Below are 26,013 nucleotides of genomic sequence, written 5' to 3' on the forward strand. Positions count from 1 at the left end.
AATCGATGAATGACAAGGAAAGAAAACCGTGGGTCACCGCGGCGGATGTCGCGGCGCGGGCCGGCGTCTCGCGTTCAGCAGTGTCGCGCGCGTTCTCGCCGACGGCAAGCATCGCACCGCAAACACGTGAGCGCGTGATGGTCGCCGCGCGTGCGCTGGGCTACCAGGTCAACCTGATCGCGCGCGACATGATCACGCAGCGCAGCAGCATGATCGGCGTCGTGACGGCCGGGTTCGAGAACCCGTTCCGCGCGCGGCTGCTGTCGGACCTGATGGCCGCGCTCGGGCAGCGCGCGTTCACGCCGCTCGTGACCAATGCGGAAGATCCGCGCCAGGTCCGGCAATCGCTCGAACAACTGCTGAGCTACCGGATCGCGGGCCTCGTGATGACGTCCGCATCGCCGCCGCTGTCGGTCGCGCAGCAGTATCTCGAACACCGGATTCCGGTCGTGATGATCAACCGCGAAGCGAACCTGCCGGGCGCGGATGTGGTCGTCAGCGACAACGCGGCGGGCGCCGCCCATGCCGCGCAGCGGCTCGTGCGGGCCGGCGCGCGCCGGCTCGCGTTCGTCGGGCCGCGCGGCGCGAGCTACAGCGCGCGGTCGCGCGCCGTGGCGTTCGAGCAGGCGATCGGGCAACGCGACGCGTTCGACGCGACGCTCGTACGCGTGCTCGACACGCCGTCCGACACCCACGCCAGCGGGATCGACGCCGCGCGGCAACTGTTCGCGACCGGCGAGCGGCCCGACGGCGTGTTCTGCTCGTCCGACCTGCTCGCGCTCGGTGTGATCGACGTCGCGCGCGGCGAATTCGGCTTGCGCGTGCCGGAGGATCTGCGCGTGATCGGCTTCGACGATATCCCCGCCGCCGAATACGACGCGTATCGGCTGACGACGCTGCGGCAGGACACGCGCGGCCTCGCGCACGCGGCGATCGACCTGCTCGCCGACCGGATGCAGACGTTCGACGGCCCGTCGCGCACGTGCGTCGTACCGGTCACGCAGGTGGTGCGGGACAGTTGCGCGTAACGACGCCGGACCGGGCGCGGCCGCGCCGCGCGTCACTTCAACCCGCCCGCGAACCCGCGCAACAGGTAGCGCTGCACATAGCCGGCCACGGCGAGCGTGGGCAGCGACGCCATCAGCCCCGCACTCATCAGGTCGCCCCAGTCGATGCCGTTCTCCGTCACGTAGCCGGCGATCGCGAGCGGCAGCGTGAAGCGGCTCGGCGTCGACACGAACAGCAATGCGATCAGGAATTCGTTCCAGGCCGCGATGAACACGAAGATCGCGGTCGCGATCAGCCCCGGCGCGCACAGCGGCAGCACGATCTGCACGAGCCGCCGCGCGAGCCCCGCGCCATCGATGCACGCCGCTTCCTCGTATTCGATCGGTACGTCGCGCACGAACGCGAGCAGCATCCAGATAGCCATCGGCAGCGCGTAGATTTGATACGCGAGCATCAGGCCGAGCGTGGAATCGAGCAGGTGCAGCCGCTTCGCGAGCGCGAACAGCGGCACCGCGATCGTGATCGGCGGCATCAGCTTCAACGCCAGCACGAGCACCAGGAACAGCAGGTCGAGCCGCGCCGGAAACCGCAGCCGCACGAGCGCGTACGCTGCCGGAAACGCGAGCGCCAGCGCGAGCAGCGTCGTGCCGAAGCCGACCAGCAGCGAATTGGCGAGCGGCGCGCCGATGCCGTTGGACCACACCGACACAAAATGCTCGACGGTCGGTGCGGCCGGCCAGATCCGCAACGGATGATCGAGGCGTTCGAGTGTCGGCATGAAGGCCGCGCCGGCCATCCACAGGCACGGGAGCAGCAACAGCGCGAGCGCGACGACGCGCAGCGCCCACGGCATCGCGTGACCGAGTGCGGCGCCCGTTCGTGCGCGCGAGATGCCTGCCGATTGCGTCGTCATGCGCGCCGCTTGCGGACCGTCTGCCATACGTACCCCGAGACCAGCAGCGCGGACGCCGCGAGCATCAGCACCGACGCGGCACTCGCCGGCCCGACGTTGAAGAAGCGGAAGCCCGTATCGTAGATGTAGGTCGACAGCGTCTGCGTCGCATTGCCGGGGCCGCCGCCCGTCAGCGCATAGACCTTGTCGAACAGCTTGAACGTGTCGATCGAGCGCAGCAGCAGCGCGAGGCCGATCTGCGGCGCCGCGAGCGGCAGCGTGATGTCGCGCAGGCACTGCCACTCGCTCGCGCCGTCGGTGCGTGCGGCTTCGTACAGTTCCTGCGGGATCGACTGCAGCCCGGCCAGCACGATCAGGAACGCCATCGGCGTCCACTGCCACACGTCGACGAGCGCGAGCGACCATAGCGCGAGGTGCGGATCGGACAGCCAGCGCACGCCGTCGACGCCGAACGCCGCGAGCAGCGCGTTCAGGAACCCGTCGAAGTTCAGCCAGTTGCGCCAGATCGCCGAGCACACGAGCGTGGACAGCATCATCGGCAGGATCGCGAGCGGCAGCGCGATACGCCGCCCCGGAAACGCGCGCACGAACAGCAGCGCGAGGCCGAAACCGAGCGCGACTTCGGCGAGCGACGCGACGATCGTGAAGCGCAGCGTGTTGCCGAAGCCGGCCGTGAACGCATCGTCGCCGAGCACCGCGCGATAGTTCGCCAGCCCCACGAACGCGCGGCGGCCGGCCGAGTAATCGACCCGGCAGAACGAGTCGATCAGCACCTGCGCGACCGGATACAGCGCAAGCGCGGCGAGCACCAGCAGCGCCGGCCCGAGCAGCGCGACGAACGGCAGGCCGCGACCGAACGCTTTCATGCGGCCTCCCCGGCCGACGGATTGACGTGCGCGGTCACTTGCCGGCCGCGGCCGTCGCCTGCGCGATCTTCTGCTGCGCCTGGCGCAGCGCGGCATCGGGCGCGGCCTGCCCCGTCAATGCGAGCTGCAACTGATCGCCGAGAATGCTCTCGACCTGCTGCCAGTCCTTCACGCGCGGCCGCGCGCGGCCGGCCTCGAGCGCCTTCAGTTGATCGGGATACCAGCGGTACTGGCGCACCAGCGCCGGATCGTTGAAGACGCTGCGGCGCGTCGGCGGAATGCCGATGCCGGCGAGGCGCGTTTGCGTATCGCGCGCGCTCAGGTAAGCGAGGAAATCCTGCGCGAGCTTCGCGTGCGGCGCGTCCTTCGGAATGCCCATCTGCCAGATGCCGAGCATCGGCGCCGGCCCTGCGGTCTGCCCCGGCGGCGGCTGCAGCGCGATCTGCCCGACCACGCGCGACTGCTTCGGGTCGTCGAGCGCCGGCACCCAGGCGGGCCACACCTCGATCGACTGCGCGGCCGTGCCGCGCTGCAATGCGTCGCGCACTTCGGCCGCGCCGTACACGTCGACGTCCTTCGGCGCGAACGCCTTCAGCGCGAGGAACGTCTTCAGGGCGGCCTGCGCTTCGCGCGAATCGATCGTCACGTTGCCGGCATGGTCGAACACGTCGCCGCCGTACGCCCACAGGATCGGCAGGAAGCCCGTGACGACCGGGTTGCCTTTCGTGCCGCGGAACACGACGCCCGACACGCTCTTGTCCGCGCCGCCGACGGTCTGCGCGATCTTCAGCACGTCGTCCCAGTTGCGCGGCGGTTGCAGCTTGTACTTCGCGAGCAGATCCTTGCGGTACGCGAACATCTCGACGTTGCCGACGATCGGCAGCGCGTACAGCGCGCCAGCCGCATTGCGGCCGAGCGCGACGGCGGACGGCACGAGATCGGCGTCCGCGAGCGATGCGGGCAGCGGCTTCAGCCAGCCGTTAGCGATGAATTCGGGCGCCCACGTGTCGTCCATCATCACGAGATCGTAGGCGCCGGTGCCTTCGCGCATCGACAGCTTGAGCTTCTGGTACAGGTTCGCGTTCGGCAGCTTGAGCAGTTCGATCTCGGTGCCCGGGTGCAGCTTGTTGAAGCCGGCGACGGCGTCGGCCAGCCCCTTGCCGTAGATGTCGTCGCGGCCTGCGATGACGAGATCGGCGGCCACGGCGTGCGTGGCGGCGAAGGACAACGCAAGGGCGGCGGACAGCGCGCGCAGGCGGCTCAGCAAGGTCATGGGTCTCTCTCGATCGGCGTATGGAGCGGAACGGTCATGCGTTGCACACGTGTGCAACGCCGGCGACAGGTCAGGTCGCCTGAAGCGTCGCCATTGTTCACGCAGACCGTGAAGGTATTGTGGCAAGCCGCAAGCCGGGCAACCTGACGCGCGCATTCCGTCAATCCGGGTCCATTCAGTCAAGCATACGGACGGTTTTTTTCAAGCAAGGCTTTCCATCAATCGCCCGATGCCGCCCACGCGCATGAAGACCGCACGACGGCACGCGACCGGCGTGCCCCCGCCCGCCGTTCAAGGTCAAAAGTTCACACGAATCCCGGCCATCACCGCCAGTTGGCGGCTCGAATTGCTGTTCGCGAGCACCGGAATCTGCGCATAGTTCGTCGCGTTGCCGTCCGCATCGGTGCCCAGCCCCTTGCCGCTCGCGATTTGACCGATCGCGACCGCATACAGCGCCGTGCGCTTCGACAGGCTGTAGTTCGTGCCGACGTTCAACTGGTGGAACCGCGTCGTGCCGCGCCCGTCCGTATGCGCGGCGTTGAAGATGTACGCGACGCCGCCTTGCAGCGCCGGCGTGAACATGTACGTGACGTTCAGCTCGCCGATGTCGAACGTGAACGCCTGCGTGCGCGGCTGCGCGGCGGTCGAGAAATAGCGGCTGTCGCCCAGACGCGTATGCGTGTAGGTCAGCGCGAGCGTCGCCGCGCCGAACGTGACGGATCCACCCGCGCCGAACGCGCGCATCGAGCCGGCATCCTGCAGCAGGCAATACATCGCGCCGGGGTTGCTGCACGCGAAATCGCCGATATAGCCGCTCGCGCCGCCGAGCGCCGCGTCGAGCGGCTGATGCAGGTCGAGATAGCCGACCGAGAACGCCACCGGCGCACGCGTGTACGTCGCGGCCACCGCATAGCCGCGTTTCGCGGAAAAATCGCCGGCCTGCCCGCCGAAGCTGAACGTGCCGCCGAACGTGAGCCCGTTGAAATCGGCGCTGGTGAATTTCACCGCGTTGTTGAAGTTGAATGCGGCATTCAGGTTGTCGACGTCGCCGAGATGCGAGCCGTACGGCGTCGCCCAGTTGTTGCTCGACACGTACGCACCGAGCATGTCGGTGTACGAGTCGTATTGCCGGCCGAGGCCGAGCGTGCCGACCCCGTCCTGGCGCAGCCCGACCCATGCCTGCCGGCTGAATGCGGTGCCGCCCTGCAGCGCCTGCCCGTTCGCCGACAGGAACTGCTGTTCGAGCGTGAATACCGCATTCAGGCCGCCGCCGAGCGGCTCGGCGCCCTGGAAGCCGAAGCGCGACGGCACAAGGTTGCCGCCGCCCATCTGCCACGCATGGCCGCCGCCCGTGCTGCCGTCGGTGCGCATGAACTGCTGGTTGGTCGAGTAGATAATGCCGGTGTCCACGGTGCCGTACAGCGTCACGCTCCCCGAAGTCTGCGCGTGCGCATGCAGGCAACCCAGCATAGCCGCTGCCGCGGCCGCGGTCAGTCGTCGTCCGTTCTTCATGTCCCGCCCCTCAATGTTCATCGGTTCGCAGTGCAAATCGATGGTGTTGTCGATATGGGTGGCAGGACTTTATCCAGCGAAAATTCCGGACCTCTATCCCAAATCAGCAAACGGTGAGGAGGACGGGCGATACGGCGGCGCCGTCGCGGCGCGAGAAGGTCAATCGGGACGCAAGGTTTGCGACGGCAGCTCGCCGAACAGGTCGCGATACTCGCGCGCGAAATAACCGAGGTGCGTGAAGCCCCAGCTCGCGGCGGCTTCGCCGACGCCGAGCTGCTGCACCGGCGTCGTGCGCAGCAGGCGACGCACCGCGTTCAGCCGGATCGTGCGCAGATAGCCAACCGGCGTGACGTCGGCCACGCGTTGAAAGCTCGTTTGCAGCGTGCGGCGGCTGCAGCGCAGCGCGCGGCACAGTTCGAGCACGGTGACGGGTTCCTCGGGGCGCTCGCGCAGATGCTTCTCGCAGCGGCTCACGATATCGCTGTAGGTGGCGTGCGTGATGTCGCGGCGCTCGACGCCGATGCCTTGCTCGAGCGCATCGAGGAACATGCCGAGCATCGCGTCGCGAAACATCCTGCGGGTGGCCGCATATTCGAGGCAGCCCGGGTTGCGCTGGGCGTCGTCGATCAGCGCCGACAGCCGCACGCCGAGCGCGACGCCCTGCGCATCGGACAGCCGCGTCACGTGCCGCAGCCTGCGCGCGGCGGCCGCGCCGAATTCGGCTTCGCACAGCTCGTCGACCATGTCGGACGCCGCGCTGATCCCGACGAGCCCCATCCCTTCCGGCGTGTGGAATTCGAAATCCTCGCCGGCGCGCAGCGCGAGCAGCGCATAGCCGTCGACCGGCTGCCCCTGGAACGTGCCCGCGAGCGGCACGGACAGCGGCACCGCGAGCGACGTGCGCCCGAGCGGCGCGAGCCCGGTTTGCGCGACACGCCGGTTGGTCGTCTCGCGGAAGAAGTGGAAATCGTCGTACAGCACCTGCGTGACGGTGCCCTTGAAGCGGCCCGGGGTCATCTGACGGTAGACCTGATGCCAGCCCGCGATCGCGAGCCCGTGATCGTGCACGTCTTCGTGTGAGCGTGACTGGAACAGCATCGGCGTCTCCGGTAAAACCCTTGGGTACTGGATGCGGCCGCCGGGTTCGCACGGCGCGCATCGCCATAGCTTACCCTCGCAAAATCCTGCGTAGTGCGGTTTCGAATGCAAGACAGGCCGCCGACAGCGCGGCGGCCTGCTCGTCGATCAGCCTGACATAGCGACGAAACGACGGCATCCGGTTCACGACCTCGCTACCGCCGAACGGCACGATCGCGAGCGTCCAGCGGCCGTCGCGCGCGTCGATCGCGCAGTCGGTCAGGTGCAGCGGCCGCAGCGCATCGACGAGCGCCGGCTCGGCGACCAGCGCGGCCAGCGTGTCGGTGAAGAGAGGGTCGCATCCGGGCACCGGTACCGCATCGATGCCGGTGCGACGCAGCCAGCCGGTCTGTCGCACGCGCGCGCTGCCCCGCGCGGTCGGGCCGTCGGCGGCCGCCGTCACCTTCACGCTGACCGTATGCATCAGGAACTGGCGCTCGACGCGCTCTTCGACGCTCACGCGCACGCCGTTCGACAGCCGCGCCGTGACGCCACCGACGTCGCCGACACCCTCGGCATCGCGCACGGCCCGCAGATCGGCGAGCACGCGCGCGGCGATCACGCCGGGACGGTGACCGGGCGGCGGCGCATCGGGCGTCGCGCGCCACCGGGCGAGTACGGCCTTCACGACGCGACGTGCTCGTTGCGCAGCACGTCCTCCACCGGCACCGGCCTGAACGGATGCCGGCGCTGCACGACGAGCGTCCAGAACAGCGCATACAGCGCGGTGAGCCCGAGCATCGCGCCGAACGGCACGTAGATGTCGCGCGGGTTCATGCCGGGCGGCGTGATGTACCAGATCGCGAGCACGATGCCGACGCTCGACACGACCTGCGGCAGCGGGAACCACGGCGAACGGTACGGGCGCGGCAGGTCCGGGCGGCGGATACGCAGCATCACGACCGACGCGGTGACGAGCAGGTACGCGGTACCCCACGCGCAGGTCGCGGCGAGCACGAGATGCAGGATGCTGTCGAGATTGCCGTTGATCAGCCACGCATGGAAGATCGGCACGATCGCCGACGCGATGATGCCGACCACCGGCGTCTTGAAACGCGGATGCAGGTACGCGAAGCAGCGCGGCAGCGCGCCGTCGATCGCCATCCCGTACAGAATCCGCGGCAGCCCGGCCATCAGCGTGTTGATCGTCGCGGCGCCCGCGCACAGGAACGCGATGCCGAACCACACGCGGCCGAATGGCCCGAGCACCTGCAGCGCGAACGCGGGAATCGCGCCCGGCGTGTCGAGCAGGTGCGTGAGGCCGTCGGCGCTCACCGGCACGTTCGCGACCTGGCGGCGGATCGCCGCGCCGTACAGGAACATGCAGATCGCGACGCCGACGAGGCCGATCGACATCGCGCGCGGGATCGTGCGGCCCGGCGCCTTCATTTCCGGCGCGAGCGGCGTGACGAACTCGCAGCCGACGAACATGAACATCGCCATCCCGACCAGCGACAGCACGGCCGGGATCGACGTGCCGACTTCCGAGCCGCCGAACCAGCCGTCGAGATGCACGGCCGGCGCGGCCGCGAGCCCGAGGATCCCGAAGATCATCAGCGACAGCCACATGCCGGCCGTCAGCACGATCTCGAGCTTGCTGAACACCTTGATGCCGACGATGTTGGTGATCGCGAACGTGACCACGAGGCCGACGCCGACGAGCCACGAACTGTTGTGCTTCTCGAACGCGGCGTTCAGCGATTCGAAGTTCACGAGCGCCATGATGCCGCTCAGGATCGTCTCCGCCGTGCCGGCGAACACGTGCACGAGGAAATACGCGGAAATCGTGCCGGTGATCGCCCAGAAGCGGCCGAGCCCGCACGACAGGTAATCGTAAACCGAGCCGGCCGTCGGCAGCATCGCGGCGGCTTCGGAGAACGTGGTCGCCTGCGCCTGCATCATCACGAACGCGATGATCATCGCGACCGCGAACGCCCAGCCGCCCATCCCGAAGCCCGACGTCGCGGTGAGGATCACCGGGCTCGCCATGATGAGGCCGACGGCGCTCGCCAGCGCGGTCGGAAAACCGACGGCGCCCGCCTTCAATGCGGCGCCGCCGCCCGCTTCAGCCGGCGAGCCGGCGGACGTATCGCCCGCGGCGCCGGTCATTCCCGACCATCCCGACATCGTTGTCTCCTTCGTTGGTTGGCCTGAACCGGCGCTTCGTCAGCGGCCGGGGCCAGATGCTTCGCGGTCGGCCCCGGGCGGTGCGTCAGCACTGCGAGACCCGGGCCCCCTGTCGATCACACCGTGATCCGATGTCGAAAAAATACGCAGGCAAAATAATCCAGTCATAGCGCAAATCGGCAAACCCGCGATGGCGTTTACCCGCCGCCGCGGGTTTGCCGTCGAGCGGTCACGCCGTCATGCGAACGGTACTGCCTCGAAGCCGGCCGCGAGCGCGTCGACGATCCGGTCGAGCTGTTCGCGCTGGATCACGAGCGGCGGCGACAGGATGATCTTCGTGCCGACCGGACGCACCAGCACGCCGTTCTCGCGCGCGACTTCCGCGACCGCGTTCGCATAGCCCGACAGCGGATCGATCGGCTCGCGGGTGTCCTTGTTCGCGACGAGATCGAGCGCGAGCATCAGCCCCTTGCCGCGCACCTCGCCGACTGCCGCGAAGCGTTCCGCGAACGGCTGCAGCGCCTCGAGCAGATACGCGCCCTGCTTCGCCGCATTCGCCGGCAGGTCTTCCTTCACGACGATGTCGAGGCTCGCGATCGCGGCCGCGCATGCAACCGGGTGGCCGGCGTACGTGTAGCCGTGCATGATCGCGCCGCCGAAATCGGCATTCGCGGCGAACGCGTCCTCGATCCGCGCGTTCACGACCGTCGCGCCGAGCGGCACGTAGCCCGACGAAATCCCCTTCGCGAGACACATGATGTCCGGGCGCACACCCCAGCCGCGGCTGCCGAACAGGCTGCCGCTGCGGCCGAAGCCCGTCACGACCTCGTCGGCGATCAGCAGCACGCCGTAGCGGTCGCACACTTCGCGCACCAGCGGCCAGTAGTTGGCCGGCGGCACGATCACGCCGCCCGCGCCCTGGATCGGCTCCGCGATGAATGCGGCGACCGTGTCGGGGCTCTGGAACTGGATCTCGCGCTCCAGCATCTCCGCGCAGATCCGGCCGAGTTCCTCCGGATCCCGCGTGAACGGGTTGCGGTACAGCCACGGCGTCTCGACGTGGAAGCAGCCGGGCAGGTTCGGTTCGTAGTTGCGGCGGAACACCGTGTTGCCGTTCACCGACGCGCCGCCGAAATGCGTGCCGTGATAACCCTGCTTCAGCGAGATGAATTTCGTGCGATCGGCCTGACCGCGCACCTTCCAGTACTGGCGCGCGATCTTCAGCGCGGTCTCGATCGAATCGGAGCCGCCCGAGCTGTACAGCACGCGGCGCATCCCTTCCGGTTCGAGCATGTCGATCAGCTTCTTCGACAGCTCCTCGGCCCGCGGATGCGAAATGCCGTCGAACAGCTGGAAGTATTCGAGCTCGTCGAGCTGACGCACGATCGCGTCCTTCACTTCCTGGCGGTTGTGGCCGACGTTCACGTTCCACAGGCCCGCGACGCCGTCGACGAGCTTGCGCCCCTCCTCGTCGAATACGTAGCAGCCGTCGCCGCGCACGATGCGGATCGGCTTGCGCTGCTTCATTTCGTTCGGGTGCAGCATCGGGTGCCAGAACTTTGCTTCGTTGTAGCTCATTGCAATCTCCACTGTCGGATCGGTTGAATCGGGTTCGTTCGGGTTCGAGCGTCGCGCGTCAGTGCGCGATGCAGACGGATTTGGTTTCGGTGAAGCCTTCGATCGCGTACTGGCCGAATTCGCGGCCGATGCCCGATTGCTTGTAGCCGCCGAACGGCATCGACGGATCGAGCGGGATATGGCAGTTCACCCACACGGTGCCGGCCTCGATCCGCGGCACGAGGTTCATCACGCGTTTCAGGTCGTTGCTCCAGATGCTCGCGGCGAGACCGTACGGCGACGCGTTCGCGAGGCGCACCGCGTCGGCCGCGTCGTCGAACGGCACGACGACGATCACCGGGCCGAACACCTCGTCGCGCACGATCGCGCTGTCCGGGTGCGGATCGACGATCACGGCCGGCTTCACGTAATAGCCGGGCAGATCGTCGGCCGGCGTGCCGCCCGCGAGGAACGTGAGGCCCGCGCGGCGCGCGCCTTCGATGTGCTCGACGACCTTGTCGCGATGGTGCGCGGAGACCAGCGGATTGATCTGCGCGGTGGTGTCGAGGCCCGCGCCGAGCTTCATCGACCGCGCGACGCCCGCGAGACCGTCGGCGAGTTGCGCGAACTTGCTGCGATGCACGTAGATGCGCGACGCGGCCGCGCATACCTGCCCCTGGTTGAAGAACGCGCCAGCCGCCACCCCGTCGAGCGCCTGCGCGACGTCGACGTCGTCGAGCATCACGATCGGGTTCTTGCCGCCGAGTTCGAGCGAGAAGCGCGTCATGTTCTGCACGGCCGCCGCGCCGACCAGCTTGCCGGTCGCGGTCGATCCCGTGAACGAGATCTTCGCGACCGACGGGTGACTCGCGAGCGCCGCGCCGCAGACGCGCCCGCCCGTGACGACGTTGAACACACCGGGCGGCACGCCGGCTTCGCGTGCGAGCTCGGCCAGGCGCAGCGCGGTGAGCGGCGTTTCCGGCGACGGCTTCAGCACGATCGTGCAGCCGGCCGCCAGCGCGGGAATCAACTTCCACACCGCGATCATCAGCGGGAAATTCCACGGCACGATCGCGGCGACCACGCCGACGGGCTCCTTGCGCGTATAGGCCGTATAGCGCGTGCCGGGCGGGAACGGGATCGACACGTCGAGCGTCTGGCCGGTGATCTTGGTCGCCCAGCCGGCCATGTAGCGCACGTATTCGACGCTCGCGCCGACTTCGATCGCGCGCGACACGTGAATCGACTTGCCCTGGTTCAGCGTTTCGAGTTGCGCGAGCGTTTCGGCGTCGGCTTCGATCAGGTCCGCGAGTTTCAGCAGGATGCGTTCGCGGTCGGCCGGCCGCAACCCGCTCCAGACGTGCGTGTCGAACGCGTGTTTCGCGCTGGCGACCGCGCGGTCGACGTCGTGTGCGTCCGCATCGGCGACGGTCGCGAGCCGCTCGCCCGTGGCGGGGTCGTACACGTCGAGCCGCGCGGCCGCGTGCGCGGGCTGCATGGCACCGTCGATGAAGAGGCCGAAATCGCGCGCAACGAAGGTGCGCACGGTGTCGCTGACGGCGACGAAGTTCGTGTTGCTCATGGGCGTCTCGTTGATTGTCGTGGCTGGACCGCGTGCCGGTGAGGCACGCGGGCGTCGGACCACTGTATCGACGGGCGATCGCGCCCGGTGAGCGCAAATTGGCAGCGCGTGGGGCGCTGAGAGGGCCGGGGTTCGAACCCCGCCCGGTGACGCACGGCGGATCGAGGCCGGCAACCGGCTCGATATCGCCGCGGGCAGGTCGGACAGCTTACGAAACGATTACAGAAACAACGCCCCGACCAGCTCCGTGCGATTCGACACGCCGAGCTTGCGGTACATGCGCATCAGGTGAGTCTTGATGGTTGGCTGGCCAAGGGCGAGATCGCGTGCGATCTCCTTGTTCGAGCAGCCGTCTCGCACGAGGCGCGCAATCTGCTCCTCGCGGTAGGTCAGCCGCTCTTCGCAGCCGATCCTGTGGATTCCACGCCGCGCGCGCAGCAGCGGGGTCAGCGCGGCTTCGGCGACCGGCTGCAGCCGCGCGAGCGCGTCGATCTCGCCGGGTGCGAACCGGCCTGCCATGCCATTCCCGGCCACGCCGCCGCCCGCCGCGCCGCCCCCGAAGCGCAGCAACGAGAACGCGCCGACCGTCCGGCCCGCGTCGCGCAGCCAGATCTCGACGACGTCCGCCACATCGTGCCGCCGCAGGAAACGGGTCCAGTACGCGGACGCTTCACGCCTTTCGTCGGGCAATTGCGATGCGAGCGTAACGACCGCCCCGACGCCCGCAGCGCAGCGCGACGGATGCAGCGGATCGAGCATCCGGTAGCGGGCAACATAGGTCCGATGCATCGACTCCGGCATCCCGAACAGCTCGAAATCGGCCGGTTCACCGCTCGCGTCGAGCCGGTAGAACACGATCGCGGACGGGCTCGCGAACGCGTCGAACGCGTCCACGCATGCGCGCAGCGCGCGCCGCCAGTCGGCGGCGTCCGAATCGGCAGGGAGGGGGAGGCTCGGCATGAACGATATCGGCGGACGGGCAAATGCGACGAAAACCGGGCCAGCCTACGCGCGGCGGCCACGCGTCCGTGAGCCCGAATCGGCAAATCGCCGCGCCGATCGCCCGAAGTGACTGCCTCCGCTCAGGACAGCCGCCCGGGCAACAGCGGCGAGCGGCCCGGTCGCTGCCGGTATCCGACCGGCGGAAAATGATCGGCGAGCAGACAAAAACAAGACAGGACACCCGACCAAGCATGTGATAATGCGCTCGCTCGCGGCGAACTCCTCGTTGTCGCTTCGAGGCATCCACCTTCATCTCACCAGCCATCGCGTCGACCAGGACGGGAAATTCCGTCCAGAGGCGATTTTCTATCCCGCGGCGCTCCGCCGCGACCTGGCGCGCCAAAGCGACGACGCTGCTTCCGTCATTCCCCTCAATGGACGTTCGTCGTTAGCGAACGGCAACATTCCCGCATGGTGCTCAGGAAAAATTCTTGAAACAACTCGGTCACGCCCTCATCGTCACGCTGCTGCGCGCTTTCTCGGTCCTGCCGTACCCGTTGGTCGCCAGGCTTGGCAGTGTCCTCGGGGCAGCGTTATATGCGCTTCCGAGCCGCCGCAAACATATCGTATTCGTCAACCTGCGCCTTTGCTTTCCGGAAAAGACCGAACGTGAGTACAACGATCTTGCGAAGAATCATTTTCGGCAGGTGGTCCGCAGCTATCTCGAACGCGGCATTCAGTGGTTCGGCAGTGCGCAGGCAATAAGGAATATCGTCCAGATCGACAGCAGGATCGATCTCGAAGACAAGGATGCGCCACCGACCATCTTCATGGGGTTCCACTTCGTGGGCATCGAGGTCGGATGCATGCTGTACTCGATGCAGTTTCCTGTCGCGGCGCTGTACACACGCATGTCGAACGCGCGCCTCTGCGACCTCGCAAAGCGACAACGCGGCAGGTTCGGCGCGGAGATGATCGAACGTTCCACGAGCGCCAGAAAGATCCTGGGAATACTTCGCGCCGGCAAACCGGTCATGCTCGCGGCGGACATGGATCACGGCATCGACAACTCCGTGTTCGTCCCGTTCTTCGGCGTTCCCGCCTGCACGCTGACCTCCGTCTCGCGGCTTGCAACCCTGGGCCATGCGCGGGTAGTACCGTTCGTGACGGAGGTGCTGCCGAATTTCAAGGGATACAAGCTGACCATCTTCGAGCCGCTCAGCGATTTCCCGTCCGAAAGCGACACGACCGATGCACGGAGAATGAACGCGTTTCTCGAGGCGCAGATCTTGCGATTTCCGGAACAGTATTACTGGGTGCATCGACGCTTCAAGCACCGCCCGCCCGGCGTTCCGGCGGTCTACTGACGGTGCCGGTTTGCCCGGGGTGTCTTTTGTTATCCGGGCACGGCAGTGATCTGCCGGGATCACCCGGACAGGTTGCCTGAAGCGGATCAGGCGAAGGTCTGGTGCAAGTGGCGCCCGACGCGTGACCGGGCCACCGCAACGGAGGCTCACGCACGACCGCTCCGGCGTGCGCGAACGCCCCAGGTACGTCTACGTCAGCGTGCGTTCGCGGCGAACGTGTCGCAGGCGCTCACCTCGCCCGACTCCATCCCGTGCCGCAGCCAGTACACGCGCTGCTCGCTGGTGCCGTGCGTGAAGCTTTCGGGCACGACGTAGCCCTGCCCTTGCTGCTGCAGCCGGTCGTCGCCGATCGCCGCGGCGGCCTTCAGCCCCTGCTCGAAATCGCCCGGTTCCATCAGCCGCTGGTTCGCGCGCTGCGCGTTGTTCGCCCACACGCCGGCAAAGCAGTCGGCCTGCAACTCCATCCGCACCGACAGCGCATTCGCGCGCGCCTGGCTCGAGCGCCGGCGCGCGGCGTCGACCTTGTCGGCAATGCCGAGCAGGTTCTGCACGTGATGGCCGACTTCGTGCGCGATCACGTAGGCCTGCGCGAAATCGCCGCCCGCGCCGAAACGCTTGCGCAGCTCGTCGTAGAAGCCGAGATCGATATACACGTTGCGGTCGCCCGGGCAGTAGAACGGCCCCATCGCGGTCTGGCCGGTGCCGCACGCGGTCGGCGTCGAGTTCGTGAACATCACGAGCTTCGGCGGTTCGTACTGCGCGTGCAGCTGCGTGTTGAACACGCCCGTCCACGTGCGTTCGATATTGCCGAGCACCTTGCGCGTGAACACCGCACCGGGATCGTTCGCCGCTGCGCCCTGGCGCTGGGTCGGCGCGGGCTGCGCCTGCTGCTGGCGGCCCTGCAGCGCCGACGCGCCTTCGAGCACGACACGCGGGTCGATCCCGAAGAAATACGATGCGGCCAGCGCGACCACGATCGTACCGATGCCGATCGTCGCGCGCCCGCCGCCGAACCCGCCGGCGCCCCGTCGATCCTCGACGTTGGCGCTTTCTCTTTCGTCGTCCAGCCTCATTGCCGGCCCCTCCCTGTTCTTTTGTCGATGGTCCGGCCGCGCCAGCGCGCAACCGGGCGATACGCCGTGACGACACGAGCCGTCGGCGGACGCGATGCCTGCGCATCGGACGCCCGCTCGCGCCGATCCCGCCTGCCGCTCCATTCGTACGACGGAACCGGTCGGCCGACGCGCCGAGCGCCGCTGCGCGCGCCCGCTCGCTCGCGCTATTTTGCCGGGCTTTCGCGGCTTATCGCAAAAATGTGGAGGATAGAGCGATTCGGCGGCGGACATCGTCAGCCTTTGCAAAATGAGCAATGTCGGCGCTTTCCAATGGAACAGGAGCCTGAGCGAGGGTCTGGGCTGGCGCTCTTGTGTAGCGCTCACTCCTCCAGGCTCCTTCCGGTTTTGGAAAGTACTCGGCTGCGCCGCCCGGCCGTTCGGACGACCCGCGTTCATCCTTTCGGCGGATACCGGTGCGCGCCCGCGCCGCATAAAGTGGCCGGAACGCCCCCTTTCCGGAGAACGACATGACGCACCCGCCACCCCGCACGATCGCGATCACCGGCGCAGGCACCGGCATCGGCGCCGCGTGCGCGCGCCGCTTCGCCCGTCGCGGCGACCGCGTCGTGCTGATCGGGCGCCGCCTGGCACCGCTCGACGCGCTGGCTGCCGAAACCGGCGGCCTCGCGCTCGCGGGCGACGCCGCCGGCACGGCCGACTGGGCCGGCTTCCTGCCGCGCATCGCGGAACGCTTCGGCCGCGTCGATGCGCTCGTCGCATGCGCGGGCGGCCACGGCATCGGCCGCGCGAACGAAACCGACGACGCGCAATGGCGCGACGCGATGCACGCGAACCTCGACACCGCATTCGTCAGCGCGCGCGCGTGCCTGCCCGACCTGATCGCGCAGCGCGGCAATATCGTGCTGGTCGCGTCGATCGCCGCGCTCGCGGCCGGCCCCGGCGTATGCGGCTACACGGTCGGCAAGCACGCGCTGCTCGGGCTTGCGCGATCGCTCGCACGCGACTACGGCCCGCATGGTGTGCGGGCGAACGCCGTCTGCCCCGGCTGGGTCCGCACGCCGATGGCCGATGCGGAAATGGAACCGCTGATGGCCGCGCACGGCGATTCGCTCGACGAGGCGTACGCCCGCGTCAGCGCCGACGTGCCGCTGCGGCGCGCGGCCGATCCCGACGAGATCGCGGCCGTCTGCGCATTCCTGGCGTCGCCGGACGCATCGTTCGTGACCGGCGCGACGCTCGTCGCGGACGGCGGCGCGACGGTCGTCGACGTGCCGACGCTCGCGTTCGACCGGCTTTGACGCCGCCGGAAGGCGTCGCGCGTGCCGGCCCGCTCCCGAATCCATTAACATCGTCCCGATCCGCCGCCTGGCGCGGCACCGCCTCACCGTTCGGAATTCGATGAACATCCGGTTTCTGGAAACCTTCGTCTGGCTCGCGAAGCTGGAAAACTTCCGGCTCACGGCCGAGAAACTGCACACGACGCAGGCGGCCGTGTCGAGCCGCATCGCGTCGCTCGAGGAAGCGTTCGACGTGCGCCTGTTCGACCGCAACACGCGCTCGGCCACGCTCACCCCCGCGGGCCGGCGCATGCTGGCCTACGCGGAGCGGATCGTGCGGCTCGACGGCGAAATGCGGCGCGACATCGACGCGGCGAGCGACGCGGGCCTGATCCGGATCGGCGTGATCGAATCGATCGTGCACAGCTGGTTCCCCGCGCTGATGGCGCAACTGCGCGAGCGCTATCCGCGCCTCGACGTCGAGATCACGAGCGACACGACGCTGCACCTGATCCGCCTGCTCAGTACCGACGGCGTCGACCTGATTCTGCAGACCGACCCGGTGCCGGGGCCGGACTTCACGAACCTGCCGCTGTGCGAATTCCCGGTGCGCTGGGCCGCGAGCCCGCGCCTCGGGCTCGGCGGCCAGCCGCTCGACGTCGCGCGTCTGGCCGGGTTTCCGATCATCAGCTTCTCGCGCCACTCGGGGCCGCACGCGACGATCGAGCGGCTGTTCGCGGCCGTCGAACGGCCGGCCAGCATCAACTGCATCACGTCGGTCGCCGCGATGATCCGCCTCGTCGCCGACGGCTTCGGCGTGGCCGCGCTGCCGCCCGCGATCATCGGGCGCGAACTGCACGAAGGCACGCTCGAACTGCTCGACGTCGAGCCCGAATTCCCGGCGCTGCCGCTCGTCGCGACGTACCGCAGCCAGGGGCTGCCGGTCGCCGCGCGTATCGCGGAACTCGCGAGCGAAGTCGCGCGCGCGATGGCGGCCGCCGCGAACCTCGCGAAGCCGGCCGCCCCCGATCGCGCCAACGCAGCGCCCACGCGCAAGGCAACCGCCACAAAAACGAACACGTCGGCCAAAACGAAACGCACGGCGAAAGCCGCCTCGCCCGCCACACCCGCCGCAAAACGCCGCCCGCGCCGCTCATAAGAAAACCTGTTCACCGCGAATTTGTTTTCTTGTTGGACGGGCGCGGCCCGTCTTCGGGACACTGCGGTTCCTGACACCTCCGTCACGAGGAACCCCGCGATGACCCGCCTTTCCCTTCCGCACGGCCAGCTTTGCGTCTGGACGGATATCGACCCCGCGCACGAAGCCGATTTCAACGCCTGGTACGACCGCGAGCACATGCAGGAGCGTGTCGCGATTCCCGGCTTCACGCATGCGCGGCGGTTTCGCGCGACCGACGGCGGCCCGCGCCGATATCTCGCGCTGTACGTAACGGAGGCGCTCGACGTGTTCCGGGGCGACGCGTACCGGCGCGCGTTCACGCAGCAGACCGCGTGGTCGCTCGCGAACTTCGAGCGCATGACGGGCACGCAGCGGCGCGTCGGCGAGCTGACGATCGAGGCCGGCGACGGCGAAGGCGCGCATCTCGCGCTGTTCGTACTGCCGCCGGAACGCATCGACGTGCCGCACCTGCGCGAGCGCTTCGACGCCACGCTGCACGAACCGGGCATCCACGCCGCGCGGCTCTTCCGCACGTCACCGGACCTGTCCGCGCCGATCGGCGCCGCGGCGGCCGCTCGCCCGGCCGCCGATGCGCTCGTGCTGATCGAAGGCAGCGACGCAGCGGCCACGCGTCGCGTCGCCGCCGCACTCGCCGGGCACGACGACGTGCGCACCTTCGACCTGCTGTGGCGCGCCGCCGCGCCGCTGCCTGCCCGGCGACGCGACACCGACGCCGAACCGGCCAGCGCTGCCGCCCTGCCTGCCTGAACGCCGGACGCCGACACCGGCCCCGCGCTTCATCCCGTCCTACGTCACGACCTGCCCGATACCATGAGCACTCTCGCCCAGCCCGCCGCCCACGCGCCCCGCCGTGTCCGCAACAGCCGACTCGCGACCGCGAGCATGATCGGCACGTCGCTCGAGTGGTACGACTTCACGATCTACAACACGCTCGCCGCGCTCGTTTTCAACCATCTGTTCTTTCCGTCGGTCGATCCGCTGGCCGGCACGATCCTCGCGTTCTCGACCTATGCGGTCGGCTACGTGTCGCGCCCGCTCGGCGGCTTCGTGTTCGGCAACCTCGGCGACCGCATCGGCCGCCGCGCGGTGCTGATGCTCACGCTCGTGCTGATGGGCGTGACGACCGCGCTGATGGGCGCGCTGCCGACCTATGCGCAGGCCGGCATCCTGAGCCCGATCCTGCTCGTCGCGCTGCGCTTCGTGCAGGGCGTCGCGCTAGGCGGCGAATGGGCCGGCGCGGTGCTGCTGTCGGTCGAGCACGGCGACCAGAAACGGCGCGGGCTGTCCGCATCGTGGACGCAGATCGGCCCGTCGTTCGGCACGCTGCTCGGCACCGGCTGCATCGCGCTCGTCACGCTGTCCACCACGTCCGACACCTTCCTGTCGTGGGGCTGGCGCGTGCCGTTCGCGGCCAGCGCGCTGCTCGTCGTGTTCGGCTTCTGGCTGCGGCGCGGGGTCGACGAAACGCCGCAGTTCGAGCAGCTCGCCGAATCGCACGCGACCGCCGAAGTGCCCGTCGCCGACGTGCTGAAGTACCACTGGAAGCGCCTGCTGATCGCGGGCGGCTCGCGGATCGGTTCGGACGTGCTGTATGCGCTGATCGTCGTGTTCACGCTGACCTACGTGACGACCGTGCTGCACCTGTCGCGCCCCGTCGCGCTGACGGCCGTGATGATCGGCACGGCCTGCAACGCGCTCGCGGTGCCGTTCTTCGGCGCGCTGTCGGACCGTTTCGGCCGTCGGCCCGTGTATCTCGCCGGCGCGCTCGCCGGCATCGTGTGGGCGTTCGCGTTCTTCGCGCTGCTCGATTCGGCGCGCCCCGCGGCGATCGTCGCGGCCGTCGCGATCGGCCTCGTGATCCATGCGGTGATGTACGGCCCGCAGGGCGCGTTCGTGACCGAACAGTTCCCGACGCGCGTGCGCTATGCGGGCGCGTCGCTCGCGTACACGCTCGCCGGCATCGTCGGCGGCGGCTTCGCGCCGCTCGTGATCGCCACGCTGTTCCGGCAGACGGGCACGACGACGGCCGTGTCGCTGTACGTCACCGCTGCGCTCGTCGTCACGTCGATCGCACTCGTCGTCGCGCGCGAGACCGCGCACCGGCCGCTCGAGGATTGAGCGCCGCCGCCAGCCGGTTCGTTCCTTCGCACTTCAAACGGATATCCGCATGCCAACCCTGTCGTTCAACGTGATTTCCCTGCAAGGCCCGCCGGCCGCCGTCGACGTCGACGTCGAACGCGTCGTGATCGCCGGCTGGGCCGGCCGAGATCCGGCCGCGATCCGCGCGCACATCGACGAACTCGCGGCGCTCGGCGTCGCGCCGCCGTCGACCACGCCGTGCTTCTATCGCGTGTCGTCCACGCTGCTCACGCAGGCGCCGTCGATCGGCGTGCTCGGCGCGCGCTCGGGCGGCGAGATCGAATGCGTGCTGGTCGACAGCCCGGCCGGCACGCTGGTCACGGTCGGCTCCGATCACACGGATCGCGAAGTCGAAGCGTACGGCGTCGCCGTGTCGAAGCAGGTGTGCGCGAAGCCGCTCGGCCGCGACGCGTGGCGACATGCGGATGTCGCCGATCACTGGGATGCGCTCGAGATGCGTTCGTGGCTGATCGCGCGCGACGGCGAGCGGCTCGCGTACCAGCACGGCGCGGTCAGCGCCCTGCTCGCGCCCGACGTGCTGTGGCAGCGGTTCGACGATCGCCGCACGATGCCCGCACGCTGCGCGATGTATGGCGGCACGGTCGCCGTGCACGGCGCGATCGCGGCGATGGGCGACGGCGATGCATTCGAGATGGAACTGCACGATCCGGTGCTCGGACGCAGCCTCACGCATCGCTATGTCGTCGAGGTGTTGCCGGTCGTGGCGTAACGGCGAGCGGAAAAACGCACGGCACACGGGCACGACGGCTTTCGGCCGTTGCGCCCGTTTCTATCTGTACGACTCGAAGCAGTGGTAGTCCGGAAAGTTGAACTGCGCGCTGTCGCAGTACAGCACACCTGCCAGGTTGGTACACCCGCTCAGCGCGAACATGATTGCCCCCGCAACCGACGTTTTCCATCCGAAATACCCCATCGCGCCCCCGTTTCCTCCTTGTCGGTGTTGACCGACATGATGCGCATCGGACGCACGCGGGTATGTGGAGAATTGTGGTCCCGGGCATTCTTCGGTTCGCCGTGACGCGTTTCCGCGCCCGGGGCGCAGCCTGGGCTACCTTTCTTGCTCACCCTAGACACCCGAGCCCCGCCAGCGTCGCCTCCACCGCGGTATCGAGCGGCGTCACCGGCTCGCGGCCGAGCACCGCGGTCACGCGCGCGTTGTCCATCCGGACCGGTTCGCGCCACAGGTAACGCATCTCGAGCAATTCGCGAAGCGTCGTGACGAACGGCGCGGCCACCCACACAAGCCACCACGGAAAATCGCGCAGCGCCGGCCGCATGCCGTGCCGCTGCGCCACGCGTTGCACGGCCCGCGCCATCTGCATGCCGTCCTCATCCCAATGCCCGCCCAGATGAAATCGCGCGAATGGCTCCAGCGTCTCGCGCCGCTCGATCAGTTCGACCATCACGCGGGCCACGTCCGGCACATACGACCATTGATGGCCGACGCCGCGGCTCGGCACGCTGATGGCCGCGACGGGCCGCCCCGGCTTGATCAGCCCCTGAGAGAACCAGCTGTTGCCGAGCTGCGGCCCGAAGAAATCGCCGGCGCGCACGACGATCGCCTGCACGCCGTGCGCGCTCGCATCCTGCAGCCGCCGCTCCAGCTCGACGCGAATCGCGCCCTTGCGGGTGGCCGGATGCTGCGGCGCATCTTCCCGCAGCACCGGAAACGCATCGGCGCCGAAGTTATAAACCGTGCCCGGCAGCACGACGGTCGCCTGCGCGGCCCGGGCCGCCGCGATCGTGTTGTCGATCATCGGCAGCACCTGCGTGGCCCAGTTCCGGTATCCGGGCGGGTTCACCGCATGCACGATCACGCCGCAGCCGCGTGCGGCACGCACGACCGCGTCGCGATCCAGCGCGTCGCCGCGCATCCATGCGATGCCGTCGCGCTCCACGACCTCGCCATCGAGCCCGCGCTTGAGCGCACGCACCTGCCAGCCCGCGTCGCGCAACTGCCGCGCGACTTCCCCGCCGATTCCGCCGCTCGCGCCGAGCACGAGTGCCTGCCGTTGCGTCCCGCCTGCGTCGATCGTCATTGCCGCTCTCCTTGAATGGAACCATCACGACACGCATTCTGGCGCGCCGGCGACTATCAAGGAATTGCCTAACCCGACGGATCAGCTATACATTTATGCATGATCACCGATCTGAACTGGGAACGCTACCGCACCTTCCTCGCGGTGCTGACGGAAGGCTCGCTGTCCGGCGCGGCGCGCGCGCTCGGCATCACGCAGCCGACGGCCGGCCGCCATGTCGCGGCGCTCGAAGCCGCGTTCGGCCAGACGCTGTTCACGCGCTCGCCGTCGGGCCTGCTGCCGACCGAGGCCGCGCTCGCGCTGCGCGGCCATGCGGAGGCGCTGCGCAGCGCGGCGGCCGCGTTCGAGCGGGCGGCGGCCAGCCATGGCGCCGGCGTGCGCGGCATCGTGCGGATCTCGGCCAGCGACGTGATCGCCGTCGAGGTGCTGCCGCCGATGCTCGCGCAATTGCGGCGCGACCATCCGGGGCTCGTGATCGAACTGGTGCCGACCGACCGCATTCAGGACGTGCTGAAGCGCGAGGCCGATATCGCGGTCCGGATGGCACCGCCCGCGCAGGATGCGCTCGTCGCGCGGCGCGTCGGCGAAATCGAGGTCGGGCTGTATGCGCGCGACGATTACCTGGCGCACCACGGCGCGCCCGCGACGATCGACGCGCTCGCGCACCACGCGCTGATCGGCTTCGATACGGTCACGCCGTTCATCCGCTCCGCGGGGCGCGGCATGCCGATGTGGAAGCGCGACGCGTTCGCGCTGCGCACCGACAGCAATCTCGCGCAGCTCGCGATGATCCGCGCCGGCTACGGGATCGGCTTCTGCCAGACGGCGCTCGCGAAACGCGACGCGCGGCTCGTGCGCGTGCTGCCGGACGGGCCCGCGATGCGGCTGGAAACCTGGGTCGTGATGCACGAAGACCTGCGGACAAGCCCGCGCTGCCGGGCCGTGTTCGATGCACTGGCCAACGGGTTGCGTGCGTATGCGGACGGTGAAGTCGCCGAGTAGAAAGCGGCGTGCGTGAATCGCCCGGGCCGCGTTATTCGTAGATTTTCCCGGCGAACAGGATGTCGGCGATGCGCCGCCATGGGTTCTCGGGCACGTCGTAGTCGCGCAGCCCCTCTTCCGACGCCTCGGCCCAATCGATCATCGCTTCCAGGTATTCGCCGATCGAACGGTTTTCCCAGCCGAGCGCCGCGTGGGCATACGGCGACAGCGGCGCGTCGGCCTCGAGTTGCCGCTCCGTGTGCCAGTCATGGCCGAGCACCCGCAGGAAATGGACCAGCGAGCGCTCGTCGACCACGCGCTCCAGCGCATGCTGCAGCTTCGCGGCCATCTGGTTCTTCAGTTCGTCGTCGTTCATGCCCGTAGCCCCCTGGCGCGCCCGTCGGTGACGCGCCGCCGCGTGACGCGCGGCATGGTTTTACATCAGCAGCTGACGCGACAGCACCTCGCGCGCCTGGGCGACGGTCTCGCGTTCGCCCGGCAACGGCGGCGTCAGCGAAAACACCGCGTCGGGCAACGGCGGCAACCGGTATTTCGTGCCGAGCCGCATCAGGCCGTCGCCGATCGCCGACGCGCACAGGCAGCCGACCCCGAGCCCCGCCGCGAGCATCGACTGCAAGCCCGCGACGCCTGACGCGCTGTGCACGAGCACGTACGGCGTGTGCTGCTCGTCGAGCGAGCGCACCGCGACCTGATGCATCATGCAATCGTCCGGCAGCAGCACCAGCGGCAGCGGTTCGGGCAACTGTTCGGCGAGCGCGGGCGACGCGACCCACGACAGCGGTTCGCGACGCAGCACCCAGCGCGTGTCGGCCGACACCGGCCGGAACGGCCCGCTCGACATGTTCATCACGACGCCGAGATCGATCTGCCCGCGTGCGTGCGCCACTTCGATATCCGCGCTCTTCATCGCGCTCACGTGCAGGCTCAACTGCGGGTAGCACTCGCGCAGCCGCGCCAGCATGCCCGCGACTTCATTCGTGCGGTAATAGTCGGTGATCGCGACGCGCAGTTCGCCCTTGATCGCCTGCCCGCGCAGTTCGTCGAACGCGGCCTCGTTCAGCGCGACGATGCGCCGCGCGTGTTGCAGCAGCCGCGAGCCGGCCGGCGTCGGCTCGACGCCGCGCTTGCTGCGCACGAACAGCGGCACGCCGGCGCGCGATTCGAGCTTGCGCACCTGCTCGCTGACCGTCGATTGCGACAGGTGCAGCAGCGGCGCGGCGGCCGTCAGGCTGCCGGCATCCGCGACCGCCGCGAAAGTGCGCAATTGATCCAGATCGAAACCGCGCATCGTCATTCCTTGTCCATCGATTAACCCGATGGATGCTACCACTCTTTCCCGCTTTTCCGAACCATGGGCGATGCCCAGAATAATGGGGCAACGGCCTGCCTGCGCCTGTCGCCTATCGGGCCCTCATTCTTTCGGATCCTGTTTTCATGCCAAACAACACCCTTGCCCCCTGCGCGCCGGCCGGCGCGGCTGCCGCGACGCCGCGCAGCCACCACGGCTGGGCGCTCGTGGTCCTGCTGGTCGGCGCCATTCTGCCTCCGCTCGACTACTTCATCGTGAACCTCGCGCTGCCGGCCATTCGCGACGGCATCGGCGCACGCCAGGCCGAGCTGCAACTCGTCGTGTCGGCCTATGCGTGCGCGAACGCGGTCGTCCAGATCACCGGCGGCCGTCTCGGCGACCTGTACGGACGCAAACGCATGTTCATGGTCGGCATGGCCGGCTTCGTGCTCGCGTCGACGCTGTGCGGGCTCGCCGGCAACGGCACGGTACTCGTCGGCGGCCGCGTGCTGCAGGGCCTGTTCGCCGCGATCCTGGCGCCGCAGGTACTCGCGACGATCCGCAGCGTGTTCAGCCCGCAGGAGCAGGTGCGCGTGATGGGCTTCTACGGGTTCGCGTTCGGTCTTGCGGCCGTGATCGGCCAGCTCGGCGGCGGCGCACTGATCAGCCTGCATCCGTTCGGGCTCGGCTGGCGCGCGATCTTCCTCGTCAATCTGCCGATCGGCATCCTGGCGCTGATCGGCAGTTGGCGCTTCATCCCGGAAAACCGCGCGCCGCGCGGCCAGCGCATCGACGTGCCGGGCACGGTGCTGATGTCGCTGTTCCTGCTGATGCTCGTGTACCCGCTCACGCACGGTCGCGAAGCCGGCTGGCCGCTGTGGATGATCGCGTGCGGCGTCGGGGCGCTGCCGATGCTCGGCGCGCTGCTGGCGGTCGAAACGCGCCGGCTCGCGCGCGGCCACGATCCGCTGCTGGACGTGCGCCTGTTGCGCAACCCGGTCGTCGCGCTCGGGCTGCTGCTCGCGTTCCTGTTCTACACGCTGAGTGCGTTCTTCCTGAGCTACGGGATCTATCTCCAGGGCTGCCTGAACTGGTCGCCGCTCGCGTCCGGGTTCGCGATCCTGCCGCTCGGGATCGGCTTCCTCGCGAGCCCGCTGCTGATGCCGCGCCTCGTCGCCCGCTTCGGCGGGTATCGCGTGCTCACGCTCGGCTTCGCGATGCTCGCGGCCGGCGTCGCGAGCGCCGCCGCGCTCGCCCGCGCCGGCGCGCCGGGCCCCGGCTTCTATGCAGGCATCGCGGCGATCGGCATCGGGCAAGGGCTCGTGCTGCCGTCGGTCGTGCGGATCGTGCTCGCCGAAGTCGATGCGGCCCGCGGCGGGGTCGCGTCGGGAATGGTCAGCGCGATGCTGCAGATCGGCGCGGCGGTCGGCGCCGCGACGATCGGCGGCGTGTTCTTCGCGCGGCTCGGCGTGCATCCGGCCGCGCTCGATTACGTGCAGGGGTTCAGGACGTCGATGTTCACGCTGACGGTCGTGTTGCTGGCCTGCATTGCGCTGTCGATGGCGCTCGGACCGCTGCATCGGCGGCTGCATGCGGATGCGTGACACGGAGCACGCGACGAAACAGCACCGTCAGGCCGACGCGGCGATCAGCGCGATTCAGGCGCGGCATGGCGACTCGCCGGCC

Annotated in this window: 23 protein-coding genes; 9 read left to right on the plus strand and 14 right to left on the minus strand. The window is 68.7% G+C overall.

Going from position 1 to position 26,013, the window contains the following annotated elements; translation table 11 throughout:
* Positions 1-5 precede the first annotated feature (5 nt).
* Positions 6-1,028 carry a LacI family DNA-binding transcriptional regulator gene (locus HWX09_RS19210; protein WP_027781043.1) on the plus strand — a complete coding sequence of 341 codons (1,023 nt, stop codon included), beginning with the start codon at positions 6-8 and terminating at the stop codon, positions 1,026-1,028.
* Between the two features lie 32 nt (positions 1,029-1,060).
* Here HWX09_RS19210 and HWX09_RS19215 read toward each other — a convergent pair whose 3' ends face one another.
* The 10 genes from HWX09_RS19215 to HWX09_RS19260 form a co-directional block, all read right to left on the minus strand.
* Positions 1,061-1,921 (minus strand): carbohydrate ABC transporter permease, encoded by an 861-nt coding sequence (locus HWX09_RS19215; protein WP_027781044.1) that lies wholly within the window; start codon positions 1,919-1,921, stop codon positions 1,061-1,063.
* On the minus strand, positions 1,918-2,787 hold the full coding sequence (locus HWX09_RS19220; RefSeq protein ID WP_027781045.1) for a sugar ABC transporter permease: 870 nt from the start codon (positions 2,785-2,787) through the stop codon (positions 1,918-1,920). Before HWX09_RS19220 ends, HWX09_RS19215 begins: the two co-directional genes overlap by 4 nt.
* A gap of 34 nt (positions 2,788-2,821) precedes the next feature.
* Positions 2,822-4,060: an ABC transporter substrate-binding protein gene (locus HWX09_RS19225; protein WP_027781046.1), complete on the minus strand. Its 1,239-nt coding sequence runs from the start codon at positions 4,058-4,060 to the stop codon at positions 2,822-2,824.
* Positions 4,061-4,357: 297 nt separating this feature from the next.
* On the minus strand, positions 4,358-5,572 hold the full coding sequence (locus HWX09_RS19230) for a porin (RefSeq protein WP_027781047.1): 1,215 nt from the start codon (positions 5,570-5,572) through the stop codon (positions 4,358-4,360).
* Positions 5,573-5,731: 159 nt separating this feature from the next.
* Positions 5,732-6,670: a helix-turn-helix domain-containing protein gene (locus tag HWX09_RS19235; protein ID WP_027781048.1), complete on the minus strand. Its 939-nt coding sequence runs from the start codon at positions 6,668-6,670 to the stop codon at positions 5,732-5,734.
* Between the two features lie 70 nt (positions 6,671-6,740).
* Positions 6,741-7,337, minus strand: coding sequence for a DUF3156 family protein (locus tag HWX09_RS19240; protein ID WP_027781049.1), 597 nt, complete (start codon positions 7,335-7,337; stop codon positions 6,741-6,743).
* Positions 7,334-8,836: an APC family permease gene (locus tag HWX09_RS19245; RefSeq protein ID WP_027781050.1), complete on the minus strand. Its 1,503-nt coding sequence runs from the start codon at positions 8,834-8,836 to the stop codon at positions 7,334-7,336. The genes HWX09_RS19240 and HWX09_RS19245 overlap by 4 nt, the downstream gene beginning before the upstream one ends.
* A gap of 237 nt (positions 8,837-9,073) precedes the next feature.
* Complete coding sequence (locus tag HWX09_RS19250) at positions 9,074-10,414, minus strand: aspartate aminotransferase family protein (protein ID WP_027781051.1); 1,341 nt, start codon at positions 10,412-10,414, stop codon at positions 9,074-9,076.
* Between the two features lie 58 nt (positions 10,415-10,472).
* The gene (locus HWX09_RS19255; protein ID WP_027781052.1) at positions 10,473-11,975 is read right to left on the minus strand and encodes an aldehyde dehydrogenase family protein; all 1,503 of its coding nucleotides are present in this window, start codon (positions 11,973-11,975) and stop codon (positions 10,473-10,475) included.
* A gap of 219 nt (positions 11,976-12,194) precedes the next feature.
* Positions 12,195-12,935: a LuxR C-terminal-related transcriptional regulator gene (locus tag HWX09_RS19260; protein WP_027781053.1), complete on the minus strand. Its 741-nt coding sequence runs from the start codon at positions 12,933-12,935 to the stop codon at positions 12,195-12,197.
* A gap of 473 nt (positions 12,936-13,408) precedes the next feature.
* On the opposite strand from HWX09_RS19260, the gene HWX09_RS19265 reads away from it, so the two are divergent.
* Positions 13,409-14,284, plus strand: a complete 876-nt coding sequence (locus HWX09_RS19265) for a lipid A biosynthesis lauroyl acyltransferase (RefSeq protein ID WP_027781054.1) — start codon at positions 13,409-13,411, stop codon at positions 14,282-14,284.
* A gap of 194 nt (positions 14,285-14,478) precedes the next feature.
* Here the strand turns inward: HWX09_RS19265 and HWX09_RS19270 are convergent, their stop codons facing one another.
* Complete coding sequence (locus HWX09_RS19270; RefSeq protein ID WP_027781055.1) at positions 14,479-15,357, minus strand: neutral zinc metallopeptidase; 879 nt, start codon at positions 15,355-15,357, stop codon at positions 14,479-14,481.
* A gap of 509 nt (positions 15,358-15,866) precedes the next feature.
* Between HWX09_RS19270 and HWX09_RS19275 the strand changes: the two genes are divergently transcribed.
* The 5 genes from HWX09_RS19275 (at position 15,867) to HWX09_RS19295 (ending at position 20,707) form a co-directional block, all read left to right on the plus strand.
* The gene (locus HWX09_RS19275) at positions 15,867-16,658 is read left to right on the plus strand and encodes an SDR family oxidoreductase (RefSeq protein WP_027781056.1); all 792 of its coding nucleotides are present in this window, start codon (positions 15,867-15,869) and stop codon (positions 16,656-16,658) included.
* A gap of 100 nt (positions 16,659-16,758) precedes the next feature.
* Positions 16,759-17,796: a LysR family transcriptional regulator gene (locus HWX09_RS19280; RefSeq protein WP_027781057.1), complete on the plus strand. Its 1,038-nt coding sequence runs from the start codon at positions 16,759-16,761 to the stop codon at positions 17,794-17,796.
* Between the two features lie 99 nt (positions 17,797-17,895).
* Complete coding sequence (locus HWX09_RS19285; RefSeq protein ID WP_027781058.1) at positions 17,896-18,585, plus strand: DUF4286 family protein; 690 nt, start codon at positions 17,896-17,898, stop codon at positions 18,583-18,585.
* Between the two features lie 51 nt (positions 18,586-18,636).
* A complete protein-coding gene (locus HWX09_RS19290; RefSeq protein WP_027781059.1) occupies positions 18,637-19,956 on the plus strand; it encodes an MFS transporter in 1,320 nt (439 codons plus the stop codon).
* Positions 19,957-20,005: 49 nt separating this feature from the next.
* Positions 20,006-20,707, plus strand: a complete 702-nt coding sequence (locus HWX09_RS19295) for a DUF2848 domain-containing protein (RefSeq protein WP_027781060.1) — start codon at positions 20,006-20,008, stop codon at positions 20,705-20,707.
* A gap of 352 nt (positions 20,708-21,059) precedes the next feature.
* Here the strand turns inward: HWX09_RS19295 and HWX09_RS19300 are convergent, their stop codons facing one another.
* Positions 21,060-22,037 carry an NAD-dependent epimerase/dehydratase family protein gene (locus tag HWX09_RS19300; RefSeq protein WP_027781061.1) on the minus strand — a complete coding sequence of 326 codons (978 nt, stop codon included), beginning with the start codon at positions 22,035-22,037 and terminating at the stop codon, positions 21,060-21,062.
* Between the two features lie 99 nt (positions 22,038-22,136).
* Between HWX09_RS19300 and HWX09_RS19305 the strand changes: the two genes are divergently transcribed.
* Complete coding sequence (locus HWX09_RS19305; protein WP_027781062.1) at positions 22,137-23,039, plus strand: LysR family transcriptional regulator; 903 nt, start codon at positions 22,137-22,139, stop codon at positions 23,037-23,039.
* Positions 23,040-23,070: 31 nt separating this feature from the next.
* On the opposite strand, the gene HWX09_RS19310 is transcribed toward HWX09_RS19305, so the two are convergent.
* Together HWX09_RS19310 and HWX09_RS19315 are read right to left on the minus strand one after the other, a co-directional pair.
* Positions 23,071-23,394, minus strand: coding sequence for a hypothetical protein (locus HWX09_RS19310; protein ID WP_034185231.1), 324 nt, complete (start codon positions 23,392-23,394; stop codon positions 23,071-23,073).
* A 60-nt stretch (positions 23,395-23,454) separates the two neighbouring features.
* Complete coding sequence (locus HWX09_RS19315) at positions 23,455-24,327, minus strand: LysR family transcriptional regulator (protein WP_027781064.1); 873 nt, start codon at positions 24,325-24,327, stop codon at positions 23,455-23,457.
* A 146-nt stretch (positions 24,328-24,473) separates the two neighbouring features.
* Between HWX09_RS19315 and HWX09_RS19320 the strand changes: the two genes are divergently transcribed.
* Positions 24,474-25,931: an MFS transporter gene (locus HWX09_RS19320; RefSeq protein WP_027781065.1), complete on the plus strand. Its 1,458-nt coding sequence runs from the start codon at positions 24,474-24,476 to the stop codon at positions 25,929-25,931.
* The last annotated feature ends 82 nt before the right edge of the window (positions 25,932-26,013 follow it).

Source organism: Burkholderia sp. BCC1208, from assembly GCF_902833095.1.
Lineage (GTDB): Bacteria > Pseudomonadota > Gammaproteobacteria > Burkholderiales > Burkholderiaceae > Burkholderia.

Excerpts from the sequence above, each read along its gene's own strand:
- HWX09_RS19210 (WP_027781043.1), top strand. The coding sequence starts at position 6 with ATGAATGACAAGGAAAGAAAACCGTGGGTCACCGCGGCGGATGTCGCG.
- HWX09_RS19215 (WP_027781044.1), bottom strand. The coding sequence starts at position 1,921 with ATGACGACGCAATCGGCAGGCATCTCGCGCGCACGAACGGGCGCCGCA.
- HWX09_RS19220 (WP_027781045.1), bottom strand. The coding sequence starts at position 2,787 with ATGAAAGCGTTCGGTCGCGGCCTGCCGTTCGTCGCGCTGCTCGGGCCG.
- HWX09_RS19225 (WP_027781046.1), bottom strand. The coding sequence starts at position 4,060 with ATGACCTTGCTGAGCCGCCTGCGCGCGCTGTCCGCCGCCCTTGCGTTG.
- HWX09_RS19230 (WP_027781047.1), bottom strand. The coding sequence starts at position 5,572 with ATGAAGAACGGACGACGACTGACCGCGGCCGCGGCAGCGGCTATGCTG.
- HWX09_RS19235 (WP_027781048.1), bottom strand. The coding sequence starts at position 6,670 with ATGCTGTTCCAGTCACGCTCACACGAAGACGTGCACGATCACGGGCTC.
- HWX09_RS19245 (WP_027781050.1), bottom strand. The coding sequence starts at position 8,836 with ATGTCGGGATGGTCGGGAATGACCGGCGCCGCGGGCGATACGTCCGCC.
- HWX09_RS19250 (WP_027781051.1), bottom strand. The coding sequence starts at position 10,414 with ATGAGCTACAACGAAGCAAAGTTCTGGCACCCGATGCTGCACCCGAAC.
- HWX09_RS19255 (WP_027781052.1), bottom strand. The coding sequence starts at position 11,975 with ATGAGCAACACGAACTTCGTCGCCGTCAGCGACACCGTGCGCACCTTC.
- HWX09_RS19260 (WP_027781053.1), bottom strand. The coding sequence starts at position 12,935 with ATGCCGAGCCTCCCCCTCCCTGCCGATTCGGACGCCGCCGACTGGCGG.
- HWX09_RS19270 (WP_027781055.1), bottom strand. The coding sequence starts at position 15,357 with ATGAGGCTGGACGACGAAAGAGAAAGCGCCAACGTCGAGGATCGACGG.
- HWX09_RS19275 (WP_027781056.1), top strand. The coding sequence starts at position 15,867 with ATGACGCACCCGCCACCCCGCACGATCGCGATCACCGGCGCAGGCACC.
- HWX09_RS19280 (WP_027781057.1), top strand. The coding sequence starts at position 16,759 with ATGAACATCCGGTTTCTGGAAACCTTCGTCTGGCTCGCGAAGCTGGAA.
- HWX09_RS19285 (WP_027781058.1), top strand. The coding sequence starts at position 17,896 with ATGACCCGCCTTTCCCTTCCGCACGGCCAGCTTTGCGTCTGGACGGAT.
- HWX09_RS19295 (WP_027781060.1), top strand. The coding sequence starts at position 20,006 with ATGCCAACCCTGTCGTTCAACGTGATTTCCCTGCAAGGCCCGCCGGCC.
- HWX09_RS19300 (WP_027781061.1), bottom strand. The coding sequence starts at position 22,037 with ATGACGATCGACGCAGGCGGGACGCAACGGCAGGCACTCGTGCTCGGC.
- HWX09_RS19305 (WP_027781062.1), top strand. The coding sequence starts at position 22,137 with ATGATCACCGATCTGAACTGGGAACGCTACCGCACCTTCCTCGCGGTG.
- HWX09_RS19310 (WP_034185231.1), bottom strand. The coding sequence starts at position 23,394 with ATGAACGACGACGAACTGAAGAACCAGATGGCCGCGAAGCTGCAGCAT.
- HWX09_RS19315 (WP_027781064.1), bottom strand. The coding sequence starts at position 24,327 with ATGCGCGGTTTCGATCTGGATCAATTGCGCACTTTCGCGGCGGTCGCG.
- HWX09_RS19320 (WP_027781065.1), top strand. The coding sequence starts at position 24,474 with ATGCCAAACAACACCCTTGCCCCCTGCGCGCCGGCCGGCGCGGCTGCC.